This is a genomic window from Sulfurisphaera tokodaii str. 7, from assembly GCF_000011205.1.
GTDB classification, from domain to species: Archaea; Thermoproteota; Thermoprotei_A; order Sulfolobales; family Sulfolobaceae; genus Sulfurisphaera; species Sulfurisphaera tokodaii.
This window is the reverse complement of the sequence record NC_003106.2, coordinates 1,703,526-1,725,097: the sequence shown is the minus strand read 5'-3', so window position 1 is coordinate 1,725,097 and position 21,572 is coordinate 1,703,526. Positions and strand designations below refer to the sequence as shown.

Genomic DNA, 21,572 nt, shown 5'->3' with positions numbered 1-21,572 from the left:
AGGGTTGTATATTTCGTAGGCTGACGTGAGAGCATCCAATGTGTAATTAACGTAATTTACTTTATTAATAAATTTTTATAGTAAAAGCAAGAATTACAGAACTAATTGGATAATAATACTTAAGGGGGATTACGCCTAGGTTATACAATGGGGATTGAGATTTACCAAAGCGTAATCCCCCAATTGGGTTGGAAGAGTAAATATCTTTTGGATTGCGAGGAGATCTTGAAAGAGCTAATGATCAGAAGAGAGTTTGAGGGTTTCAAGTTCACTGAATATGACCCCTTGACTTACTTGAAGATGCTGATCGTTATGGTACTCTATAAAGAGTCTTATAGGGGGACAATTGAACTTGCAGCTACCAATGGTAAAGCGTTTCCTCAAAGTTAAAGAGATCCCATCAAAGTCCTCACTACACTGGTTTGTCCACAAGTTTAGTGACAGAATAAGGGATTTACTCCTCAAGGTATTCAGAAGATTTGAATCACTAGTTAAAGAGGAACAACTCCCAACACACCATCTACTAGCTGAGTTTGGAAGGGATATAAGGTTGCTTGATAGTTTTCCCGTTGAGTTACCTAATGGTGAGAAGAGTATTGAGACTCATATTGAGAAGTTATTGCTTGATTTGAGGGAGATTGATTCTAAGAGGAAGCCTCATGAGGTGCTTGCTTCACTTGATGAGGGAAAGAGGGAGGAACTTTTCTCCCATTTCCCTAGGGATTATACTATTAGGGAGCATGAAGGTAGGAAGTGGGGTAAGGCTTGGTTTGGGGGGAAGTGTTTTGCTGAGGTTTCTTCTAAAACCCTTATGGTATCTAAGGTTAAGTTAGTTCTGGCTAATGTTTCTGATTCGAGGTCTCCTATTGTGCCTAATGTGGTTACGCTTGTGGAGAGGGGTAAGGTAATTAGGGCTAGAAAGGGTTTGGAGGTTTTGAGGAGTGGTGTTGAGTTTTTTGGGATTTTCCTCAAGATGAGGTGTTATGCTAGGAGTTTAGTGGTGTTGAATACTTTCGCTAATCTCGTAGGTTTAGCTTATAATATTCAGCGGTTTAGGGCTCTTAGGAAGAGGCGAGTCTTACACTAGAAAAACTCGATGGGAAAGCATGTTAGAAAAGTTCTCTCAGCTTGGGTTATCGAAAATTGCGAGATTATTTGCAATTACATTTAATAAACTGATTTTATATTATCACATTGTTTGCAATTAAGTGAATTTAATTCTGAGCAAACGTTTTTTATAACTTTTTACTTTATTTAGTTATTCACATTAATTACGCGTTGGACGCTCTCACGTGGCTAAAAAAGGTTGTATAGATTCAGCTGAGATTTGAAAAAACAACTCCCCAACTTGAGGTAAAACCCTATGAAACAACTTCCCTCATCTCCTTAAGGCATAAAATCAACGAGAGACTGACAAGACTCCCACAACCCCACCCAAAGAACGAACCAAATAACAGAGGAGGATAAGGACCAACTCCTTCCTAACATCACAAGTCCTAACCCTAAACTCCTCTAGCGAACGAAAAGCATTCTCAACACCCCACCACCCCTCCTCAGCCAAAACAACAGCAGTTCTAACATCAACCTCACAAGAAAAGCTATAATCCCATCCCCCTTCCTCAAAATAACAAGATAAGCACCACTAACATGCCTAAAAACCAGTAACACCGCAATAAATAATATCAACATCCCCCAACTTGTCCCCATACTTCCTATACATCTGATACTTAGCGGTAATAACAAAATCCAAGAGAATAATCTCATTCACCGCAAACTATCACCATAAACAAGCCTAAGATCAAACTTGTCCAACTCCTCCAAAACAACTTGCATAACCATCTTAAAATCCTCAACAATATTCTTCACAGTTATAGGTAAAACATCAAGGAAAATACCCAAGAGAAAAATTGCAATTTGAACGAGACCCCAAGAAGTTAGTAGGCTTAATCAATAAACGCTTATCCTTGTGGTACTGTGGTTGGGAATGGAGGTCAATAGTAACCCTCCTATTCCTCTAGTCTCCCTCAAGACTTTCTTACCCATCTTCCTTAATGCTCTCCTCCCTTCATTCCCAAGCCTACTCAAGTAAGTTCCTCTTGCCTTGAGTAAGGCTTTGAGGAGTTCTTCGGGGAAAAGTGTATTAGTTAGAGAGGTGTAGATTGGTTTGAGGTGGACTTAACGAAGTCCCTGTTGTAGGATTTCGTCCTTTTGTCTTTACTCTCCTTCGTATGTTAAGGTCCGCCCTCGCTTATACAAAATTTTCTCCAAAAATTAGCATTCTTTTGACTCTTTTCTGAATTTTGTTCATCTTTTTTTTTTTTTACACGAAAAAAGAGATTCCCATACTGACGTATTGTTAAATATTTTTCATAATATTTTGGAATTTATATAAATAGTATAAAAATACTTTATCGTAAAATTCTTAACATTATCACAATATTGTTTGATAAATGAAACAGATTTTTTAAGCGAAATAGTTTAGAGAAAGAGATCAAGATCACTCTGGAGTATATCCTGCATTATGCAAACAATTACCTGGTAAGCTATTCCGATAACCTTTGATTGGGGAGTCACGGAAAATAATCTCAAAAATACGGTAGCCGTTATTACTCTTCCCTGTGGAAAAAATTTAATTTTTCCCTACCACATTATAAATGTGATTGCCAAGATAGACGATAAGGGGAGGATTTATCTACCAAAGGAAATTAGGGAGAAATTTAATTCAAAGGAATTTTACATCGTGGATTTACCTTACGGGATAGTGCTCATCCCAAAGTTGAGAGATCCCATTAAAGCGTTAGAAGAGGAGGGGAAAAAGTTACCTAACCTCGACATTAAAGAGTTGAAGAGAATAATCAGAGAGGAGGCTGAGAAAGAAGTTGGTATACGCTGACACGGATTTCTTCCTTGCCTTATTGAAAGAAAAAGATTGGCTAAAGGGAAAAGCCTTATCACTGTTGAGGGAATACAAGGACAATATAACTACCTCTATAGCTACTTACATAGAGCTAATGCTTTTAAGTAAAAAATTTGGGTTAGACCCGGTTAAGGTAGCGGTAGCTGTAATGGAAATTACGAGGGGTTTTGATGAGAGAATATTAAGGTCTTCAATACTTATATCACAAGGTATGGGAGTTTTTGACGCTTTTCATGCCTCGTTTTCCGACGGTGAAATAATAAGTTCTGACCACGCGTATGAAGAGTTCGGCTACAGAAGAGTTAAATTAGAAGACCCGTAACACTAATTAACGGAATACTTACAATATTCACTGACTAGCTGCGCTTGATGTTAACAGTATGTAGGTTTATATACTCTCAGAGAAGGGAATATTGTACTAACTATTTATGTGTAGTCTAGGTAACAGTTCTTTGACTTATGAGAACGGTTATTATATTAACGTTGCGTCGCGGTAGTGGAACTCATCTCCCGCGTTGGTATCTAAGTCTCACCTACCTCTTCCCTGATTACGGTGTTATATAGGCTTTTAGCGTGAAGAACAGTTAAGTACTAGTAACACACTCCATATCCAGATGAGAGTAGCAATAGGTAGCCTCTTACAGACGATTTCACAATAGTACGCCTTCTTCCCACTGTTCCAAATCTCCTTCATAATCCTTCCCCAGAGATGTAGCTAACTGTATAATCTGATTAGTAGTTTAAGGAAATTCTCTCACCATAAAAAATTATAATATTTTTTCATAAACTAATAAATACTTTGAATTTACTCCCTTACTTTATTTAGTTTATCAGAAACAATTTTCAGTTAATAGGACAATATTTCTTACATTTGTTTAACGTAACGTAAAAATATAACGATTTTCCTATAAATGCTATCTGATTTATGAGGCTTACTGCTTGTGTCATTATTTTATAATTCTTGTTCAATTGTTTGCTTATTATTTCTGAAATATAATACTAATTCATCATAATACGATGCGAGAGACGATTACGATAACTGTCGTGGAGGTGAAAGTGATTGAGGCACTACACGCTACCGCCTCTAACAAACCTACGGGGATAACGAGTCCAGTGCGTCTCCCACGTCGAAATCCTTGACATTAACTTCCCCACCCTTGGGTATCCTAAGACGCTTCTTGACTATGCCCTTGTAAACACCGTCCTTTAAAACGTGATATGCTATGCAAGCAAGCTTTCCCGCAAGTGCACATGTAGCTTGCCTTACACTCTTACCCCTAGCAATGAGCCTCTCGTAAAACTCGTTAAATGGTTCAAGCCATCTGGCACTCCTAGCAGCTAAGTAGAAACCCCTACGTAAGCGCTTGTTACCCCTAATCATACCAGAGTGAGACTCACTATTACCACTCTGCTTAGTGCGAAACCCGCATAAGCCCTAGCTGCCTTTGAGTTTGGAAAACGTGAGATATCACCAAATTCAGCGTAAATTGTTGCTGCAGTGATTAAACCAATTCCAGGGATTTTGGATAACTCTATTACCGGTTTTGGTATCTTGCATATTATCATGTCCTCAACTTCCTTAACCATGTTCTCCAAGCTTTTCAATAACTCAACTAGTTGTTTTAGTGTTAGTTTTTCTGCGTCATTCAAGTTTCTCCCTAGTTTCTCTTTTAACTCTTCCTTCTCTTCCTTGCTCAATTCTTCTCCTTTTGCTAGTTTTTCTAGTAGTTGTCTTCCTTTCTTGTCGAATGGTTCTATTTTATAACCGGCGATTTCTAAGGTTTTTCTTATCTCGTTTTTTACTTGTGTTATTTTGTTTACTAGGTTTTCCCTATGTCTTGTTAACTCTCTTAGTTCTTTTATTTCTCCCGTTGGTATGTATGATCCTTTTATTACTCCGGTCATGTATGCTACTAGTAGTCTTTGTGCGTCTAGTTTGTCTGTCTTTTTTCCTAGTATTTCTGTCAAGTGTGCTGGGTTTACTACTGTTACTTTGAATCCTTTTTCTGTTAGTTTTTCGTGTAGGTAGTAGAAGTATACTCCTGTTGCCTCTAATATTCCCTCGTTGTATCCCTCAAGGAATTTTATTAACTCTTCTATTCCCTCGTTGTTGTAAGGGAATTCTTTTACTTCCTTGACTGTTACTGATGGTTTTTCTTGTTTTATAACTAGTTCTCCCTTTGCTGCTGTTAGTTTGCTTTGTGAGATGTCTATTGCGAAGGCTTTGCTTACAAAGTCCTTTGTCATGTTTGAATATTTCTCGTTTTACAAGATATTTTTTGTGTTCATAATACCGTGTTTTCTTTACATAATGTTAACTATATTCAGCCCCTAGGGTAATTTGTTACATCCTCCCACTCGGGGTTTTAACCCCTCTTGTTAGATCGTTCTAGGGGCTTCACAGCCAGCCTATATGATGGGGTTTTAACCCCTTAGTGTGGTTGGGCTTATGTTGTTTTTCTCCTTACTTGCTTATTTATTTTACTCTCGTAATACTTGGTTTTATCCGTTCGCTTGATTTACGAGAATCCCCCGTGGGAGTGTGGAACCTTTGCCGTCTTCTTTTAACTCAACGCGTTTTAACGGCAAAAATTTACGTGTTGCCAAAGCTTTTAAATGCGAATCGTTAACCATAATACTTATGGCAAAATGGCGAATAAACAACGTAGATATAAGTTCGGTGATTATATCTTAAGGGAAAGAAAAGGGCGGTATTATGTCTATAAATTGAAAACGATAAAGAGTGAGGTAAATGAAACTTACGTCGGTCTTTTAGCTGACGTAGTTGAAACTTACCTCAAATTGAAAGAAAGTGGGGTGTGGGGGACCCCCCACAGTGCGACCGCCGGGATTTGAACCCGGGACCTCCGGCGTGGCAGGCCGGCGTCCTAATCCAGGCTAGACTACGGCCGCACTAAGGATAAATAAGAGTCAAGGTATTTATAGTTTTCCTTCATCATTTTCATGCTCTAACTTTTTCTTTAGCTGAGTTTGGCACGTTTTACAACATGTGTAATACACTTTTTTACCTAACTTTACTAAATATGGGTTTCCTTTAATCTCATTTCCGCAATAGTCACAATAAAGTTCCGCTCTCTCTATGCTTTCCTCATTTAACTTTTCCGTGGAAATAAAATACTTATCACTTCCCAATTCTGAAAGTTTCTGACTAATAGTACTCAGATCTCCCCTTATTACGTTCATTATTTTTCCGTCTATAAGTTTGTAACATTCTTCAGCAAGACATTTATTAGAAATTACAAATGCGAATAGTTCTCCCTTTTCATAATATTCAACTGTAAATTTAACTCCTTTATCTTTTAGCGATTTTATTATTTTAGCTACTGTAGCCCTACTTAAACCAAGTTCCTTTGCTATTTTGCTTGCGCTTTTCCTCGAATCTTCCTTTAGCATTTGTAAAATCTTATACTCAATTTGGTTTACTTTAGTCATCGTTATTCCCTTCTTTAACTTACATTTTTATTTTTATCCATCTTGATAAGTAATAAAAAGTTTCTTTGTAAACGTTAAGTAAATATACAATTGGCGAGAATTTAAGATTATGATTGACCCTGTTTGTGGAATGGAAGTAAACGAATCATCTCCATATAAGACAATGTATAAAGGTAAAATATACTATTTTTGTAGTTCTATGTGTAAAAAAGCGTTTGAAAAAGACCCTGAAAAATATTTGAGGGAAGGACCTAAAGGAATGCCTGGTGAGGAAGGTCATCATTAATAGTTCGGTGAATTTCTAATGAGCGAGGTGAGAAATGAGAAGAAGGACCTTAGGATTAAGAGAGAAGAAGAGTTAAAAATCGTAGGAATGCATTGTGCAACATGTGTTTCAACAGTATCTAAAGCTATTTCTTCTGTTCAAGGGGTAAAAGATGTAAATGTCAACTTAGCCTCTGGTAATGCTAGGGTTGTAATCGAAAATGCTAGATTGAAAGATATTGTAAGGGCTGTTAGAAAAGCCGGTTATGACGTTGTAACGCAAAAAGTGACTTTGAAAGTAAGTCTTAGTGAAGAAGAAGCCGGTAAGATAGTTTCCGTTCTAGATAATATCCCGGGAATTATTGATGTTAAGATCAATCCTTCTTCGGGTATCGTTATCCTGGAAATTAATCCGGTAACTGTAACTGGAGATGAAATCGTAGAAGAGTTAAAGAAAAGAGGTTATAAAGCTGAAATTACTACTGAGAGTTTTAAAGGAAAGAGTGACTTTCACGATTTGCTTATAAGGTTAATAATTGCCTCAGTTTTCTCTTCTCTTATCTTTATCTTTCCAGCTTATCAACTTTTCTTATCAATTCCAGTCCAATTCTATTCGGGCTTAAGATTTCATCTAGGTTTTCTTAGAGCTTTAAGAAATAAGACCAGTAATATGGATACGTTAGTCTCTCTCTCGTCTAACATAGCCTGGTTTTACAGTCTTTACTCTTACCTAATACATTCTCCTAATTACTTCTTTGAAGCTTCTTCCCTCCTAATTACTTTCATTCTTATAGGAAAGACTTTAGAAGCTTACATTAAGGAGAAGACTTCAGATGACGTTATTAGACTTCAAACCGTTAAGGCTAGGCTTACTGATGGCACGTTAGTGGATTCCTCTAAATTGAGGGTTGGTGATGTAGTCATAGTTAAGTCTGGTGAGATTATTCCAGCTGACGGTATTGTTGATGAAGGAGAGGGATATGTTAATGAGGCAATTTATACTGGTGAGACTATACCGGTGAGAAAGAAGAAGGGAGATGCTGTTATTGGCGGTTCAATATTAACTTCTGGTTTTCTTAAAGTTTATGTTACTAGGGCTGGGAATAGGACTTATATTTCGCAAGTTATCGAGGCTATAAGAGAGGCTGAGACTACTAGGTTGCCTATACAGTCACTTGTTGATAAGGTTTCATCAGTCTTTGTTCCAGCAGTTATTGGAGTTTCTGTTTTAGCCTTTGCATTATGGTATGTAGTCTCTCATTCGCTTACTTTCTCTATTTTAATTTCTGTTGCAGTCTTAGCCTCAGCATGTCCGTGTCCTTTTGGTTTGGCAACACCTATGGCTGTTATGGTCGGAATAAGGAAATTGGTTAAAAAGGGAATTAAGGTAAGGAATGCTGAGAGTTTAGAGAGGCTTAGAGAGGCAAAATACATAGTTTTTGATAAAACAGGGACTATAACTACTGGAGAGTTTATAGTAAAACCGATAGGTGACGAAAACGCAATAAAGTTAGCATGTGCTGTAGAAAAGCTTAGTTCTCACCCCGTAGGTGAGGCTATTGCGTCTTTATATGATGTAAAAGATGAAGTTAAGGACTTTAATGAGTTTCAAGGGGAAGGAGTTTACGGGAAAGTTAATGATCACGATGTAATAGTGGGTAAAAGGGAGTTTGTTCTTAAGAACTGTGAAGGAGATTTAGATGCTGATGTTTTAGTTTGTGTTGATTCAAAAGTTGTTGCAGGGTTTTTGTTGGAAGATAAAATAAGGGACGGAGTTGTTGAGCTGGTTAATGAGCTTAAGAAATATTATGAAGTTATTATTGCTACTGGTGATTCAAGTAATTTTGCCGATAAGGTAGGAGAAGTTCTGGGAGTAAAAGTGTATAAGGGTCTTTCGCCAGATGATAAAGTAGAATTAGTTAGAAAGCTTGGTAAGGCAATTTTTGTAGGTGATGGTGTTAATGATGCTCAAGCTTTGAAAGAGGCTTTAGTTGGTATTGCTGTTTCTACCGGTACTGATATTGCTAAGTACGCTGGAGATATTATTGTACCTTCTGTTCTCTCAATCAAATATGTTATCGAACAGTCTAAGAGGACTGTGAGGAAAATAAAGGAGAATTTAGCTTGGGCTTTTACTTATAATTCTGTTTTGATACCAATTTCAGCTGGTATACTTTATCCTTTCTATTTGCCTCCAGAATACGCTGCCTTAGCTATGTCTATGGATAGTGTTCTAGTTTCCTTATGGAGTTTTGTTCAGTAATCTTATTTTTTAAGAGAAAGAAACATTAAACTTATAAGTATTAAGTATAGCTAAAAACGAAATAGAGCAAAACTATTTATTCACATCGTTCTTTTTACTGAATCTTCTTCTCTTCATAAAGTTTCTTTGTGTATTCTAATACTTCTTCAGCAATTTTGATTGACTGTTGTGCGTCATAAGATGAATAGAGTAACTCTGGAGGTGTGTTAGTCTCTTCATCACCGTACATTGATAGTTCTCTTTCTTTTCTTAACGATCTTGAGTAAGAAGCAAAAATATCTATTTTTTCTCTGAACCATTGGGGGAATTTTTCTGCGTTATTTTTCAATATTGGTCCTACATCATGAAATTTTGGTGGTTCAATATTAACTAATCTTAAACAAGCTTTGAGTGAAAGTTCTACAGCTTCTTGGCAAAGCCTCACTACTATATTATATTTCTTCCTTTCATTTTCTATTTTAGCCAAGTTTAATCTCTCTTCGGCTTGTAAGATATATGATAATGCAAGGGAGTCAAAGTTCAACAGTTTCACCGAATTTCGAATCTTTTTTTAGTATCCAGTACCACTTTTTGCCCATTATGATCCTCTCAGCACCCAACTCTCTAAGCTTCTCTTTTAGCTTTTCCAATATCTTTGTAAAGAATTGATCCTTATCGTAAAGTATCACAGCATCATATACCATGTCTAGATAAAGAGGTGAAATCTTTTCTGCTTCATCGGGAGTTTTAAGGATAGGAGAGAGTGATATATAATATCCCTTATTCCAGTACTCATCTAAATTTAACTTATCTTCAACTCTGGTCTCAAATAATCTAATTCTCTTTAGCATACTATCCTTTGGTAGGTTGTTCATGACTATTAGTAGATCCACGTCACTATCATTTCTGTTATCTCCCCTAGCAACACTTCCGTAAAGTACAATAGATATAAGATCGTCCTTAAATTCCTCTCTCATTATTCTGACTATATTATTAAGTAATGTAACATAAGGTTCTTTAATCATATGTTATATAAGTCTGTTGATTTAATAAGCGTAATGGCTTCACTTATTCCTTGATGAAGTAACATAAATTTGTTGTTAAAGAATTAAGAAGTTTGACAAGAATCATACTATATGCTTTCCGAAATATCCTATAACAAGTCAAGTTTAACAAAACCTAAATGCATATAAATTTTTAGCTTCTGGGGAAAAGTTTAGGCTAACGCATATAAAGTATCAATTATGTCCTCTATCTTTATTGCGTATACTTCTATCTTGCCCTGCCCTTTAGCAGAAATTATCATAGATAATGCTTCAAAGCCTATCTTTACATTGCCATCGGATCTGCAAACAGCTTTTTTCATATCCTTATTCTGAACAACAATACTACAATTTAGTTTATCGAAGTTCACTTTAATTAGTCCTAGATCTAGTTGCGATATTATCTCATTAATCTTACTCAATATACTGCTAGCGTCTCCAGTGAACTCAAATGAAGGTACTATCATTAACCCCTGCGATGTTCTATCTGTAGAAGTAAGATTTTTAATTACGTCACCGTAAAGTGCTGGGAAATATATTCTTGCGTAGGTTGCAAAATGATCTTCTACTATATGCTTTGCGAAATCAACGGCACTCCTTCCCAATATTTTATCTAATAATGAATCATTATATTTTACATTAGTTGCAACATATAGTCTTGTCTGAGTATTTCCTAGATTTTTTGGCATAAATTCTATCGTAAATTCTAATTTCCCATCATCGGTCTTACCATAATATTTAATGCTTTGTACTGTAATCTCAGGTCCTTTAAAAATGCCTTCTTCGTATTTGAAGTCTTTATTTGTTTTTAATAATATGTATAGGGCGATAAACTCATCTGTTGGTGCAGATAGTTCCCTAATCTTATCTCCCGCAAGATATTCATTCTTCTGTTTATCCTTAAATTTTAAAATTGCAATATGTCCGCTTGTCCCGCTGACAAACATAGGATCCATAAGTATTTTTCTCACAAAAAATGTAGGAGCATTTATTACTAATTCTGTACTATACATAATGTTCGAAACATAATATTAGTACATATATTTAAATTTTTTTATTACTGGTTATAGGAAAATCGTTATAGTATATATCACCTTAAAAAGTTCTTGTAAAATATTATTGTATTAACTGGTGAAATTTTTAGAAGCTCATAATAAAAATAAGGGAACAAATTAAAAGTATTTGTAAACTCTAGAAAAAATATAATTTTTATAATAATGGAATTTCTTAAAACAGTAGGTTTTACTTTTAAATTAATACTTGATTTCGAATTTTAAAGGAAAATAATCCTAAACTTGATAAAATTAAAGGATCCAATAAAGCGTATTAGTCTTCATTATGATTTTTATTTTTGTAGTTTAAAGCCAATAATATTCTTAAAATTATTCAGTAAGTTAAGAAAGAAATCTAACTCTTCAGTATCAATAAAGCGGAATTGCGAGTAAGTAACTAAAATGTCATCTAATAGGTGAATTTTTAGGGCTGACTAGAAATATCTTAAATCCTCTGTATTTTAAACTCTTCATACATTTTCAATGTTTCTTTATTAACGCTTGGTTTAACATTAGCTAATATTTTTATGAAATCATTAAAGGTTAATGTAGTTCTGGCAACTCCAGTAATCGTTGCCTCTTTAAGTAAGTTTCTCCTAATCTCATCCACTACCAGTTTTAAATCGGCTGGTGTATAACCATCAGTGATTTTAGCGACTTTTTGTAAAGTTTCCTCATCTACAGTTAAACCTCTACATAATACTTTAAGAACTTCGGCTCTTCCTTTTTCATCTGGTGGCGGTACATAGATTATCTTATCAAATCTCCCCGGTCTTAGTATTGCCGGGTCTAAGTCCCATGGTCTATTTGTTGCCCCAACTACTACTATTTCTTCATTTTCCCTTATACCATCCATCTGATTTAAAAGTTCAGTTAATGCGGTTCTCCATTCGTTTTCACCCCTAGCCCTAGCGATCATATCAATTTCGTCAATGAATATTATTGCAGGTGCATTATCCCTAGCAATATGGAACTTTTCTGCAATTATTTCTCCCGCATTAAATGGCCCAGCTGAAGATATTTCCTCACCAGATAGGATAATAAAGGAAGCATTAAGCTCATTTGCTAATGCCTTGGCAATGCTTGTCTTTCCAGTACCAGGAGGACCGTAAAGTAATAATCCTTTAACTGGTTTTATTCCCAGCTTTTCGGCAAGGTCTTTCCTCTTCAGCGGTAACTCTATAGAGTCCTTGATTATTCTTTTAACATCCTCTAGATCTCCTAAGTCATCCCATCTTACATCCGGTACTCCATATGGTCTTTCACCTAGTTTATGCCTTGAGTATTTTTTAGCAATATTTTCAAATTTTACGATAATTTGTATAGATACAGACGGTTTATAGTTTTCTAAGGCCTTTATAAAGTCTTGTGTTGTTGGAGTTCTTCCTTCTTTTTCGCACTGGATTTTCACTTCTTCGACAATTTCTTTTATGTCTGCTGGTGAAAGTCTATTACTTCTTTTAGCTAATTCTTTGCAATCGACGTTTTGAACGTAACCGCACCATATTTTTTCTCTGCCATTTTCATCTGGCAAAGGTACGTAAATCACCTCATCAAATCTTCCTGGTCTTAAAAGTGCTTCATCTATTTCTTGCGGGATGTTTGTTGTTCCAATAATAAGTACCGGTAAGCTCTTGTCATGTAATTCTTGTAACCTCATTAAAAATATGTTAATTAATCTGTGAGTGACTTCATGGATATCTCCCTCTCTTTTTAGAGTAAATCCGTCAATTTCATCAATTACGACAACGGCTGGAGCGTTTAATTCCACTACATTAAAGAAGTTATCAAGTAAATACTCACTTTCACCATACCATTTGCTCATTACATCGGTAGACTTTAATTCGAAGTAATTCCATCTAAGTTTATTAGCGAGTGCCTTAGCAATGCTTGTCTTTCCAGTACCTGGAGGACCAAATAGTATTACACCATAAGCTTTCCCTTTTTTCATAACGTAACTAGCAATTTCATCTAATCTAGCCTTAATTTCTTCCATATCGTAAATCTGATCCCATGTGATTGATGGTATTCTATTCATTTTCCTTTCTAATTGCCTTTGTTGTGAATGCCCTACTCTCATCATTCTCATAAAGTAAATAAAGTAGATTAACGGAATGACGAAAGTTAAAATTATAATTCCCAGTTCAATCGCATTAATATATGTTGAAAGTAGTGAAGAAGTAGGAGATGTTGATGTGTTAGCATTCATAAAATAAATTCTTCTTGGTTATTTAAAAATGATGAGTTTTAGGGGAGTTTGAGCGGTGAAATGGCGGTTACTCACTGACTAATTTCCTCAATTCTTTTCAAAATCTTTGAAATCTTATCTAAAACTAATATTACTTCATCTTCACTTAGATCTCCGGTAACTTCATTAGCTAATTTTTTGTAAATTTCTATGCCCTTGTTAAATGTCTCAAGTCCTTTCTCAGTAATCTCGATTAGTATCTTTCTTCTATCCTCTCTATCCCTTACTCTTACAACTAAACCCATTTCTTCTAGTTTGTCAACAGAAGCTGTTATTGCTGATTGTGTAACGAAATATCTATTTGCTAAATATGCCATTGTTTTTGGACCGTCGCTTGTAGCCCTTAAAACAAGAAAGTCTAAATAAGATAAGTTAAGTTCTCCTAACCTTCTATTGAGTTCCCTACTCATAGCTCTGTATATTTTTGCTATTGTTGACATTATTTGTATTCTGTTTTCATTACTTTCTAACACTTTCCTTCACCTCAACTCCTCTTAATGCAGAGGCAATTGCTGCTATGAATACTAATACAGCACTTATATAAAACGCATTTCTTAAAGCATACATAAATGCTGGTGCAATAGCTGTTGGGAACCAAGTTCTCTGTTCCATAATTTGTATTGCAGACTGTGGAACTGTTACTCCAGCGGGTAATGAGGATAACATTGTTTTAACAGGGTCGTATCCCAGAAAAGCTGCAAATAGTGCTCCAGTGACTGGTATATGTTGGGCATAAGGAACTAACTGTGGTGCTCCAGCCTGGATTAAAGCATTTTGTATTGCTGAGGGTAATGAAGATGTTAAGGAAATTATGACTATTGTAAAGAATATTGCTATACTCATTGTTTGCCCAGTATTTTGTAAAGTTGCCCTCATACCAGAGGCTGCTCCTCTATGTTGTGGTGGAACACTATTCATTATTGAAGCTGTGTTTGGAGATGCAAACATTCCGTTTCCAACTCCAATCATAAATATCATTAAGGCAAAAGTGAGATAATTGAAGTCATAAGGTAATGTAGTTAGTAGAAGAAAGCCTATGCCTACAATAACCATTCCTAAAGTAGCTAAAAGTCTACTTCCGTACTTATCAGAGAGCCAACCACTTATTGGCCCCATAGTCACGAATCCTAACATTAATGGGATCGTATAAACACCGGCCCAAAATGGTGTTTCTGAGTAAGGTATTCCATGTAAGGGTAACCAAATTCCTTGAAGGAATATCACCAGCATTATCATTAAGCCTCCATAGGCTACTGATCTTAAGAAACTAGCGATATTTGCTGCAGCAAATATTCTAATTTTGAATAACTCAAGGCGAAACATTGGATATTTGACTTTTCTTTCAGCATAAAGGAAGCCTATGATTAATCCGACACCAGATACTAATGAGGCTATTACATATGGATTTCCCCATCCTAGTTGTGAAGAACCGTAAGGTAAAAGTCCGTATGTTATTGCTATAAGGATTAGAATTAAACCACCAGCAAAAAGTGTGTTACCTAACCAATCAATTTTTTCAGTCTTATTCGGTTTTGATAATTCTTTTAACTTTAAATAACTCCAAACTGTTCCGAATATACCTACTGGAACACTGACTAAAAATACGTATCTCCAATTTATCGTTGAGAGTATTCCACCTAATATTAGTCCTATTAATGATCCAGCTAAAGCTGCAATTTGGTTTATTCCTAACGCTTTCCCTCTCTCGTTAGAGGGAAAAGCATCAGTTAAAATTGCCGCACTGTTTGCAAATAGGAATGCACCACCAATTCCTTGTATTACACGGAACAGGATTATCTCTAATGCACCTAAGTCCCCTTGATTTGGAGTTAATGAGAGGAGTATTGATCCTATTGTGAAGATTGCAAATCCTAAATTATATAGTCTTACTCTGCCGTAAATATCCGAAAGCCTTCCGAAAGAAACTAATAATGTTGCTGTTACTATGTTATAACTCATGAGGATCCATAGTAAGTACTGAAATGAGTTAAATGGATTTATATTAATTCCCCTAAATATTGCTGGTAATGAAATTATTGTGATTGTTCCATTTATTGAAGCCATTAAGACTCCTACAGTAGTATTACTCAAGGCAACCCATTTGTACTGCATAAATACATGATTGATTTTTTAATTTTTAACTTTTTCGATGTAAAACAATAAGAAGTTAATTTTTAAGTTTTTAAGGTTTTAGATCGAGAACTAATCTTTAAGGAATAAGTTTTAAAACACTTAGGAATAATATTAACGTATGAAAAGGAGGACTATAATATATGGTGTAGTTTTCTCAATAGCTTCTTATGCCTCTGCAGCTGCTTTAGCTCTTAGTATTGGCGCTTATGCTATTAGCTCATTCACAGACCCAATAGTAACTCTTACAATACCACTTATCTTACTTTCAATTGGTTTACAAGCTATGAATGAGAAGCTTAGTGTACTTCTGCTTACTGTAATAAATGCAGTACTTTATGCAGCAACTGGTCTGCTATTTATGGTTCCGACTCTAGTAATTGCTGGAGTTATTGATGAGATAATAACCTGGTTTGTAGGGTTTAGAAGTTTTAAAGCAGTGATGATTAATACCACTGTAGTAGGAACTTTAGTCGGAATCCTTAGTGTTATATTTGGTATTATGATGGTGGGGTTAATTGGCTCAATTCCTTTTAAGGATTTAGCATTAGCTTATCTAATATTTACAATAATTTATCTGGTAGAAAGTGCTATAATGGGATTAATCTCGTATAAGTTAGGCTCATATTTACTAAAAAGCGGAATTATTAAGGGATAAGATTGGCTAAGGCAACTTTTCTTTATTCCTTAATATTTCTAATAATAACTGCTATAGAAACTACACTCTATCCAACTTATTACTCTCTTATCTTGACCATGGGTTTGATATACAAAAGATGGAGAGTCCTTGCAATAGAGATTTTGATTGTAATTATTTCTTTTACTTTTTTGCATTTCATAGGAAAAGAATATTTATTTATATACACTGTTAGGGCCATTTCCTATCTAAACTTATACTTTGTTATGAGTGAATATGTTGACTATAATTCTATTCTTTATCTTCTTGGAGAGAAAGGAGTACCACTTGTTGTTGGCTTCGCTTATTATCCCCTTTTTTATAGGATTGCTTCTGAAATAAGTTTTAACGCTAGAGCTAGGAAAATCGGTTTTCACATAAATAAGTTAGTTTTACCATTTGTTGTTCAAATGGTTAAAGTTGCTGAAGACCTCTATGTCTCTTACACTATAAAACTTTACGGGAAATTTCACGGAAAAAGAAATTTTAAACCCACGTCAGTAGATATTATTTTAATTTCGCTCTCTTTACTGTTGGTGATGATTAACCTTGCAACTGAAATGATGATGTTCACGTAGGCCCCTGATCCATATTTATTATAGTATTACAGATTGAGATCAAATCTTCATCGTGAGTTGCTATTATAATTCCTCTCCTCTCTTCTTTTAAGATTTTAATAGCCTCATAAAACGATAGAAGAGCTTCGCCATCCATGCCAACTGAAGGTTCATCTAAAGCAATAACTTTGTATTTTGAGGCAAACGCTGAAGCAATAAGCACCCTCATTTTTTCACCATAGCTTAAAGTGAATGGGCTTCTGTCTTTCTTATCTTTTAGATTAAAGAGTGATAGTGCATTTTCATCCTTTACCTCATCTTCAACTGTTTCCTCAAAGAACTGTAGATCTGGATTTTGAAGGACTAGATAAATTTTTCCGACTAGCTTCTTTAACCTAGTAGTTTTTCCTACACCATTTCTCCCAACTAGGCAGACAACTTCACTTTCCCTTACCCTTATCCCTTCATGGTTTAACAATTCTTCCCCTAATTCCATCTCTATTTTAGGCAAAGAGAATCCTCTTAATCCTTCTTTTCTAAGAAAATCTTCATCGTACATTTTTTCTTTTTCAATTTCCCTAATATCACCATTTTTGATTAAATAAACGCGATTAATCATATCTCTAATTTCCTTTATTCTATGTTCAGCAATCAAACTCCCTTTTGGTATAACACTTTTTACTAACTTAACAGCATATTTATCTAAATTAGCAAAGGGTTCATCAAATAGAATATATTTTGGTCTAGATGCTAATATAGTAGAAATAACAAATCTTTTCTTATAACCATCTGATAATGTATAAAAATCTTTATTAAAATATTCTCCCATAATTTCTTTCGCTATTTTATCATCTACGGGGTGAAACATTGATTGGAGTTTCAATTCCTCTTCACACGTTAAGGCTAATATTTGTGTTGAAGGATCTTGAAATACTGCTGATAGTTTTGAGTAATCTCTATTTTTACAGAAATCTTCTCCATCTAATATTACTTTTGCCTTTGAGTCAAGACAAAGACTACTCTTTATCAAAGTAGTTTTACCACTACCATTTTTCCCAATCAAACCAACGATTTCGTTATCGCTGACAACAAGTTTATCATTTATAATTAGCATAGTATATGTGAGGCTTATATGAAAATAGGTTTTGCTCTAACAGAAAATGGGGAAAAGAAAGTTGTGTTCATAGAAGGTGAAAAATATTATGAGATAAAGAAAGAGGGATTAGATTGCGTTGTATCTAATCCAACATCATTTATTAAAGCATATGACTTAATGGTGAATCTACCTAAGACTGAGGTAAAGATAAAAAAGTTTCTACCACCTTTATTCCCTAATAAAATTTTTTTACCTGCTGTGAACTTCCGCTCTCATTCATCAGAAACTTCGATGACTCCACCAAAATCACCTTACTTTTTTACCAAATTTAGTAGTAATAGTGTAGTTGGGCCGGAAGATTACATAATTATCCCAAGAGATTTAAAAAGGGTGGACTATGAAGGGGAAATAGGGATTATAATTGGAAAGAGAGGGAAATACATAAAGAAAGAGGATGCAATAGATTATGTCTTCGGTTATACAATAGTAAATGATGTAAGCTTTAGGGATTATCAGTTTCCAGAACTTCACCCTTACGGTTTGAATTGGGTTATGGGAAAAGCGTTAGATACCGGGTTGCCGATTGGTCCATGGATTGTTACTAAAGACGAAATTAAGAATTTCAAACTTAGAATAATAACTAGGCTTAACGGGCAAGTTGTACAAGATGGAAATACAGAAGATATGATATTTTCTGTTGAGGATCTGATTTCTTATCTCAGCCAAGGAATTACCCTAGAGCCCGGAGACGTAATAACTACTGGTACACCAGCCGGTGTTGCTGAATTTACTGGTAAAAAGTACCTTGAAGACGGAGATGTTATAGAAGTTGAGGTCGAGAAAATAGGTGTTTTAAGAAATTATGTAAGAAAAGAGAGTTAATCCCACACAATAACTGTTTTTATTTCTCCACTAGGCTTTCTCATTAAAACTTCTGGCGCTTGCTCAACAGAAACTTTTGAAGTTATCATTCTTTGGAGAACGTCATAGTATCTATTTTTCCATATACTCAAATAGTTCAATGCACCTTGGAAATCTCTCTTACTAGCGTTAACACTACCAATAACTATTATGTTTCTCTCTACCATGAAAGTAACTAAATCGGATGTTATTTCGTACTTTTCTCCTTCTAATGTACCAAAAAGGATTAATGCTGAATTTGGTCTCATTTTACTCATTAAAGGTATAAATGCGGAAGGAACTCCACTAGTATCAACTATTAAATCTGCTTCTGGGAGCTTATCTCCTTCTTTCATAGAGTTAATAAAAGTTACACCTAACCTCTTACTGATATAATCTTCCATAGGAGAAGGATCTCTTTTGTTAATCATATAAACGTTAAAACCTAATGTAGTTAAGATTAAAGAAAAGAACGTACCTATCGGTCCACTACCAATTATAAATGCGTTTCTGCACTCAAATGTTGAATCCTCGCAAGTCCATATCATTCTTCTTTGAACAAATAATAACTCGTCTATAGCTTTTACAACATTAGATAAGGGCTCAGTTAGTACTGCTATATCTTTTATTTCGTCTGGAACTTTTACTAACCATAATTCATCATCAACAAATTCCTCTCTCATAAAACCATGTTTACCTCTTATTCCAGCTTCAACAAATTTTCCAGTCTCACAAAAATCTTGTCTTCCAATTCTACAATTTAAACAAACTCCACAACCTCTCCTAACTACTGGTACTACAAAATCACCTTTCTTTAGATACTTAACTCCATCTCCAACTTCTTCAACCATGCCAAGTCCTTCATGACCTAATATAAGAAAATTATAACCGTCTGGAGGGTATGTAAATGTTATTTTTGCATTAACAATTCCTCTATCGGTACCGCAAATTCCAGTATATAGCGTTTTAACTAAGACCTTTCCCTTTCCTAGACTCTCTCTCATAGGAATATCTTTGACTTCTACTCCAGATTTTTTAGGTGTAACAACTATTGCTTTCATACACCTCTTTAGGTCTTCGAAGTAAAAATTTTTTATGCAAAAATTCTAAAAGAATGTTATGAAAAGACTGACAAATTCAAAAACTTACTTAATACCACCACTTATTCTGATTTTGGCATTCGTAAATCCCTATGTTGAAGAAGTTATGTTCAATAATGAGGAAGTTTTTATGGCATCACATTACGCTTTAGCTATTTCAGGCGGTTTAATTGGTTACTATTACTTTTCTGGAAGAAATTATTTTGCTTATCTAGGCTCATTACTTATCATAATTTGGCATTTACCAGAACTTTTTACTTTAGGAGGTGGTATATTAACTTTTAGAATTCTAGATGAAATAAGTCTATTTGCTGGTGGTTTTCTTATTGGATTAGCAGTAAGGAATATGAGGTTGATAGAAAAAATCTTACTATTTGTTTTATGGATGCTTAGTGATACCACACTTGCAGTAGTTTTAGTAATCCAATATCCTTTCTATACTTCTCCACCCTTATCTTATTCGCCATATCCTTCAACTCAAGAGCCACTCACTGGTTATGTTATGATTATAGCAATGACAGCAATCCTTGGTTTCCTCTTGTTTAAGGCATTTAAAAACCTTCATATTTTTGGTTAAAACGTATTAACCTCTAATAATATGAAAGTTTAAGATGAAAGCATACGATATCCTAGCATATTTACTAGAACATTTAGAGCCAAACTCTGTAACTGCATTAGTTACAAACGATGGTATACCGTTAATGTTGTCTAAAGACAGTGAGTACGAGATAAGTGTTTATATTTGTAAAGATGAGAACGTTAAGAAGTTCCATAAGGAATTTGATAAACCTACACTTCATAGGGCAGTTATTGAATTACTTGAAGAAATATCCTCTTATCTAGGAAAAGAGATTACAGAACTTAATATTTCAAACAGTGTAAAGTTTGAAGATTGTGTGCCTAAGAAACAAGAAGTAAAAAGAGAAAAACCACAAAAAAAGAGAGTGGTAGAGACAAGAAATTTACTCGAGGAAATGAGAAAGTTGCCTCCTGCATATAATATTATACCTCTTTTTACTGACAACGGAAAGCTTATAGCTATAGTGCTAGAAAATCTATCACTTATTTTAACAGATAAAATAGTTAAAAATATATCTAGAGTTTCTGATGGAAATATTTCACCAGTTAATGTTGACCCAGTTACGATAATTTACGTTTTATCAACACTAAAATTTGATCTACAAAAGGGTAATCCATTTTCCTCATATGAAAAATACACGTTCTTTACAGCTTTATATCAAGATTTAGGTGAAATAGGAGAAGAAGGTGAATTTCAGAATAGAAAAATGATAAAAAAACAAGGAAAGTTCTTCTCAGTAACGCCCAAGGGTATATTGAAACCTATTCCTTTAGAATTTTTAGATGTATCTAGAGAGAAAAAGAACACACTAAATGTAGGTTACTTTATTCATGATGGGGAAAAATTTGTTAAGCTGAATTCCTTTGACCTCTTTGAATACCACGAAAAGAACATATTTACAATAAATGCGTACCTATTCTCCTCATTCATAGTAACCCAAAAGGATTTCAAAGTGGAATATCAAAACTTCGATAAATTGATCAGTAATTTTGTCAATAGTGTTATTTCAAAAGGGATTGGTGCTAAATACGTCAAGGATGTGTTTGAGCTAGAGAGAATACTTTATGACATTCAATACGTTAGAGCTGTGGCGGGTAATGAAATATCAATAGTCGATCCTATATCTTTATGGTATTATAGAAATAAAGGGGAAGATGTTAGACTCTGCGACTCTTGTGAACTAAAGGATAAAGTAGAATTATGGAATCGAATTATTAAAGGTTTTTACAGAGAATTTTTATTATGAAAATAAAGTTAAACAAATTTTTAACTTAATTGTTAATTATAATTACAAAGTTTAAAAATTTCTCGTTG

General features: G+C 34.7%; 19 protein-coding genes, 1 tRNA gene and 3 pseudogenes. 11 read left to right on the top strand and 12 right to left on the bottom strand.

All coding sequences use genetic code 11. The features are described 5' to 3' along the window. Window positions 1-147: 147 nt before the first annotated feature. Window positions 148-1,087: pseudogene (locus STK_RS09605) on the top strand (transposase). A 201-nt stretch (window positions 1,088-1,288) separates the two neighbouring features. On the opposite strand, the pseudogene STK_RS09600 reads toward STK_RS09605, so the two are convergent. After that, a pseudogene (locus tag STK_RS09600) lies at window positions 1,289-2,225 on the bottom strand (ISH3 family transposase); the annotation flags it as partial. 431 nt (window positions 2,226-2,656) lie between these two features. Here STK_RS09600 and STK_RS09595 point away from each other — a divergent pair. Both STK_RS09595 and STK_RS09590 read left to right on the top strand, forming a co-directional pair. Next, window positions 2,657-2,893, top strand: coding sequence for an AbrB/MazE/SpoVT family DNA-binding domain-containing protein (locus tag STK_RS09595; protein WP_052846632.1), 237 nt, complete (start codon window positions 2,657-2,659; stop codon window positions 2,891-2,893). Further along, window positions 2,880-3,239 (top strand): hypothetical protein, encoded by a 360-nt coding sequence (locus STK_RS09590; protein WP_052846631.1) that lies wholly within the window; start codon window positions 2,880-2,882, stop codon window positions 3,237-3,239. Before STK_RS09595 ends, STK_RS09590 begins: the two co-directional genes overlap by 14 nt. Before the next feature lie 771 nt (window positions 3,240-4,010). Here STK_RS09590 and STK_RS09585 read toward each other — a convergent pair. Beyond that, window positions 4,011-5,164: pseudogene (locus STK_RS09585) on the bottom strand (IS110-like element ISSto4 family transposase). Window positions 5,165-5,533: 369 nt separating this feature from the next. Here STK_RS09585 and STK_RS14910 point away from each other — a divergent pair. Next, entirely contained in the window at window positions 5,534-5,773 is a 240-nt protein-coding gene (locus STK_RS14910; protein ID WP_010979778.1) for a putative integrase, read from the top strand. Here STK_RS14910 and STK_RS09580 read toward each other — a convergent pair. Continuing rightward, a tRNA-Gly gene (locus tag STK_RS09580) sits at window positions 5,755-5,830 on the bottom strand. The two genes, STK_RS14910 and STK_RS09580, sit on opposite strands and share 19 nt — an antisense overlap. Before the next feature lie 27 nt (window positions 5,831-5,857). Further along, entirely contained in the window at window positions 5,858-6,370 is a 513-nt protein-coding gene (locus STK_RS09575; RefSeq protein ID WP_010979777.1) for a TRASH domain-containing protein, read from the bottom strand. Between the two features lie 106 nt (window positions 6,371-6,476). On the opposite strand from STK_RS09575, the gene STK_RS14595 reads away from it, so the two are divergent. Both STK_RS14595 and STK_RS09570 read left to right on the top strand, forming a co-directional pair. Then, window positions 6,477-6,656: a YHS domain-containing protein gene (locus STK_RS14595; protein ID WP_198429811.1), complete on the top strand. Its 180-nt coding sequence runs from the start codon at window positions 6,477-6,479 to the stop codon at window positions 6,654-6,656. Between the two features lie 18 nt (window positions 6,657-6,674). Beyond that, a complete protein-coding gene (locus STK_RS09570; RefSeq protein ID WP_010979775.1) occupies window positions 6,675-8,897 on the top strand; it encodes a heavy metal translocating P-type ATPase in 2,223 nt (740 codons plus the stop codon). A 94-nt stretch (window positions 8,898-8,991) separates the two neighbouring features. Here STK_RS09570 and STK_RS09565 read toward each other — a convergent pair whose 3' ends face one another. From STK_RS09565 to STK_RS09540, 6 genes are all read right to left on the bottom strand, one after another. Beyond that, entirely contained in the window at window positions 8,992-9,420 is a 429-nt protein-coding gene (locus tag STK_RS09565; protein ID WP_052846630.1) for a HEPN domain-containing protein, read from the bottom strand. Then, window positions 9,410-9,901 carry a nucleotidyltransferase domain-containing protein gene (locus STK_RS09560; protein WP_010979773.1) on the bottom strand — a complete coding sequence of 164 codons (492 nt, stop codon included), beginning with the start codon at window positions 9,899-9,901 and terminating at the stop codon, window positions 9,410-9,412. The genes STK_RS09565 and STK_RS09560 overlap by 11 nt, the downstream gene beginning before the upstream one ends. Window positions 9,902-10,092: 191 nt before the next feature. Next, on the bottom strand, window positions 10,093-10,932 hold the full coding sequence (locus STK_RS09555) for a hypothetical protein (protein ID WP_010979772.1): 840 nt from the start codon (window positions 10,930-10,932) through the stop codon (window positions 10,093-10,095). Between the two features lie 484 nt (window positions 10,933-11,416). Continuing rightward, window positions 11,417-13,180, bottom strand: a complete 1,764-nt coding sequence (locus STK_RS09550; RefSeq protein ID WP_010979771.1) for an AAA family ATPase — start codon at window positions 13,178-13,180, stop codon at window positions 11,417-11,419. A 71-nt stretch (window positions 13,181-13,251) separates the two neighbouring features. After that, window positions 13,252-13,692 (bottom strand): MarR family winged helix-turn-helix transcriptional regulator, encoded by a 441-nt coding sequence (locus STK_RS09545; protein ID WP_010979770.1) that lies wholly within the window; start codon window positions 13,690-13,692, stop codon window positions 13,252-13,254. Beyond that, window positions 13,679-15,331: an MFS transporter gene (locus STK_RS09540; RefSeq protein ID WP_010979769.1), complete on the bottom strand. Its 1,653-nt coding sequence runs from the start codon at window positions 15,329-15,331 to the stop codon at window positions 13,679-13,681. The genes STK_RS09545 and STK_RS09540 overlap by 14 nt, the downstream gene beginning before the upstream one ends. Window positions 15,332-15,470: 139 nt before the next feature. Here STK_RS09540 and STK_RS09535 point away from each other — a divergent pair, with 139 nt between their 5' ends. Together STK_RS09535 and STK_RS09530 are read left to right on the top strand one after the other, a co-directional pair. After that, window positions 15,471-16,007 (top strand): hypothetical protein, encoded by a 537-nt coding sequence (locus tag STK_RS09535; protein WP_010979768.1) that lies wholly within the window; start codon window positions 15,471-15,473, stop codon window positions 16,005-16,007. A 2-nt stretch (window positions 16,008-16,009) separates the two neighbouring features. Then, on the top strand, window positions 16,010-16,603 hold the full coding sequence (locus tag STK_RS09530) for a hypothetical protein (protein WP_069168152.1): 594 nt from the start codon (window positions 16,010-16,012) through the stop codon (window positions 16,601-16,603). On the opposite strand, the gene STK_RS09525 is transcribed toward STK_RS09530, so the two are convergent. Next, a complete protein-coding gene (locus STK_RS09525) occupies window positions 16,596-17,696 on the bottom strand; it encodes an ATP-binding cassette domain-containing protein (RefSeq protein WP_010979766.1) in 1,101 nt (366 codons plus the stop codon). The genes STK_RS09530 and STK_RS09525 overlap by 8 nt on opposite strands. Before the next feature lie 18 nt (window positions 17,697-17,714). On the opposite strand from STK_RS09525, the gene STK_RS09520 reads away from it, so the two are divergent. Further along, window positions 17,715-18,560, top strand: a complete 846-nt coding sequence (locus STK_RS09520) for a fumarylacetoacetate hydrolase family protein (protein ID WP_010979765.1) — start codon at window positions 17,715-17,717, stop codon at window positions 18,558-18,560. Here the strand turns inward: STK_RS09520 and STK_RS09515 are convergent. Then, window positions 18,557-19,639 (bottom strand): glucose 1-dehydrogenase, encoded by a 1,083-nt coding sequence (locus STK_RS09515; protein WP_010979764.1) that lies wholly within the window; start codon window positions 19,637-19,639, stop codon window positions 18,557-18,559. The genes STK_RS09520 and STK_RS09515 overlap by 4 nt on opposite strands. A gap of 58 nt (window positions 19,640-19,697) precedes the next feature. On the opposite strand from STK_RS09515, the gene STK_RS09510 reads away from it, so the two are divergent. Then, the gene (locus tag STK_RS09510; protein WP_010979763.1) at window positions 19,698-20,255 is read left to right on the top strand and encodes a DUF1404 domain-containing protein; all 558 of its coding nucleotides are present in this window, start codon (window positions 19,698-19,700) and stop codon (window positions 20,253-20,255) included. A gap of 34 nt (window positions 20,256-20,289) precedes the next feature. Beyond that, the gene (locus STK_RS09505; protein ID WP_010979762.1) at window positions 20,290-21,504 is read left to right on the top strand and encodes a hypothetical protein; all 1,215 of its coding nucleotides are present in this window, start codon (window positions 20,290-20,292) and stop codon (window positions 21,502-21,504) included. Window positions 21,505-21,572: the final 68 nt, after the last annotated feature.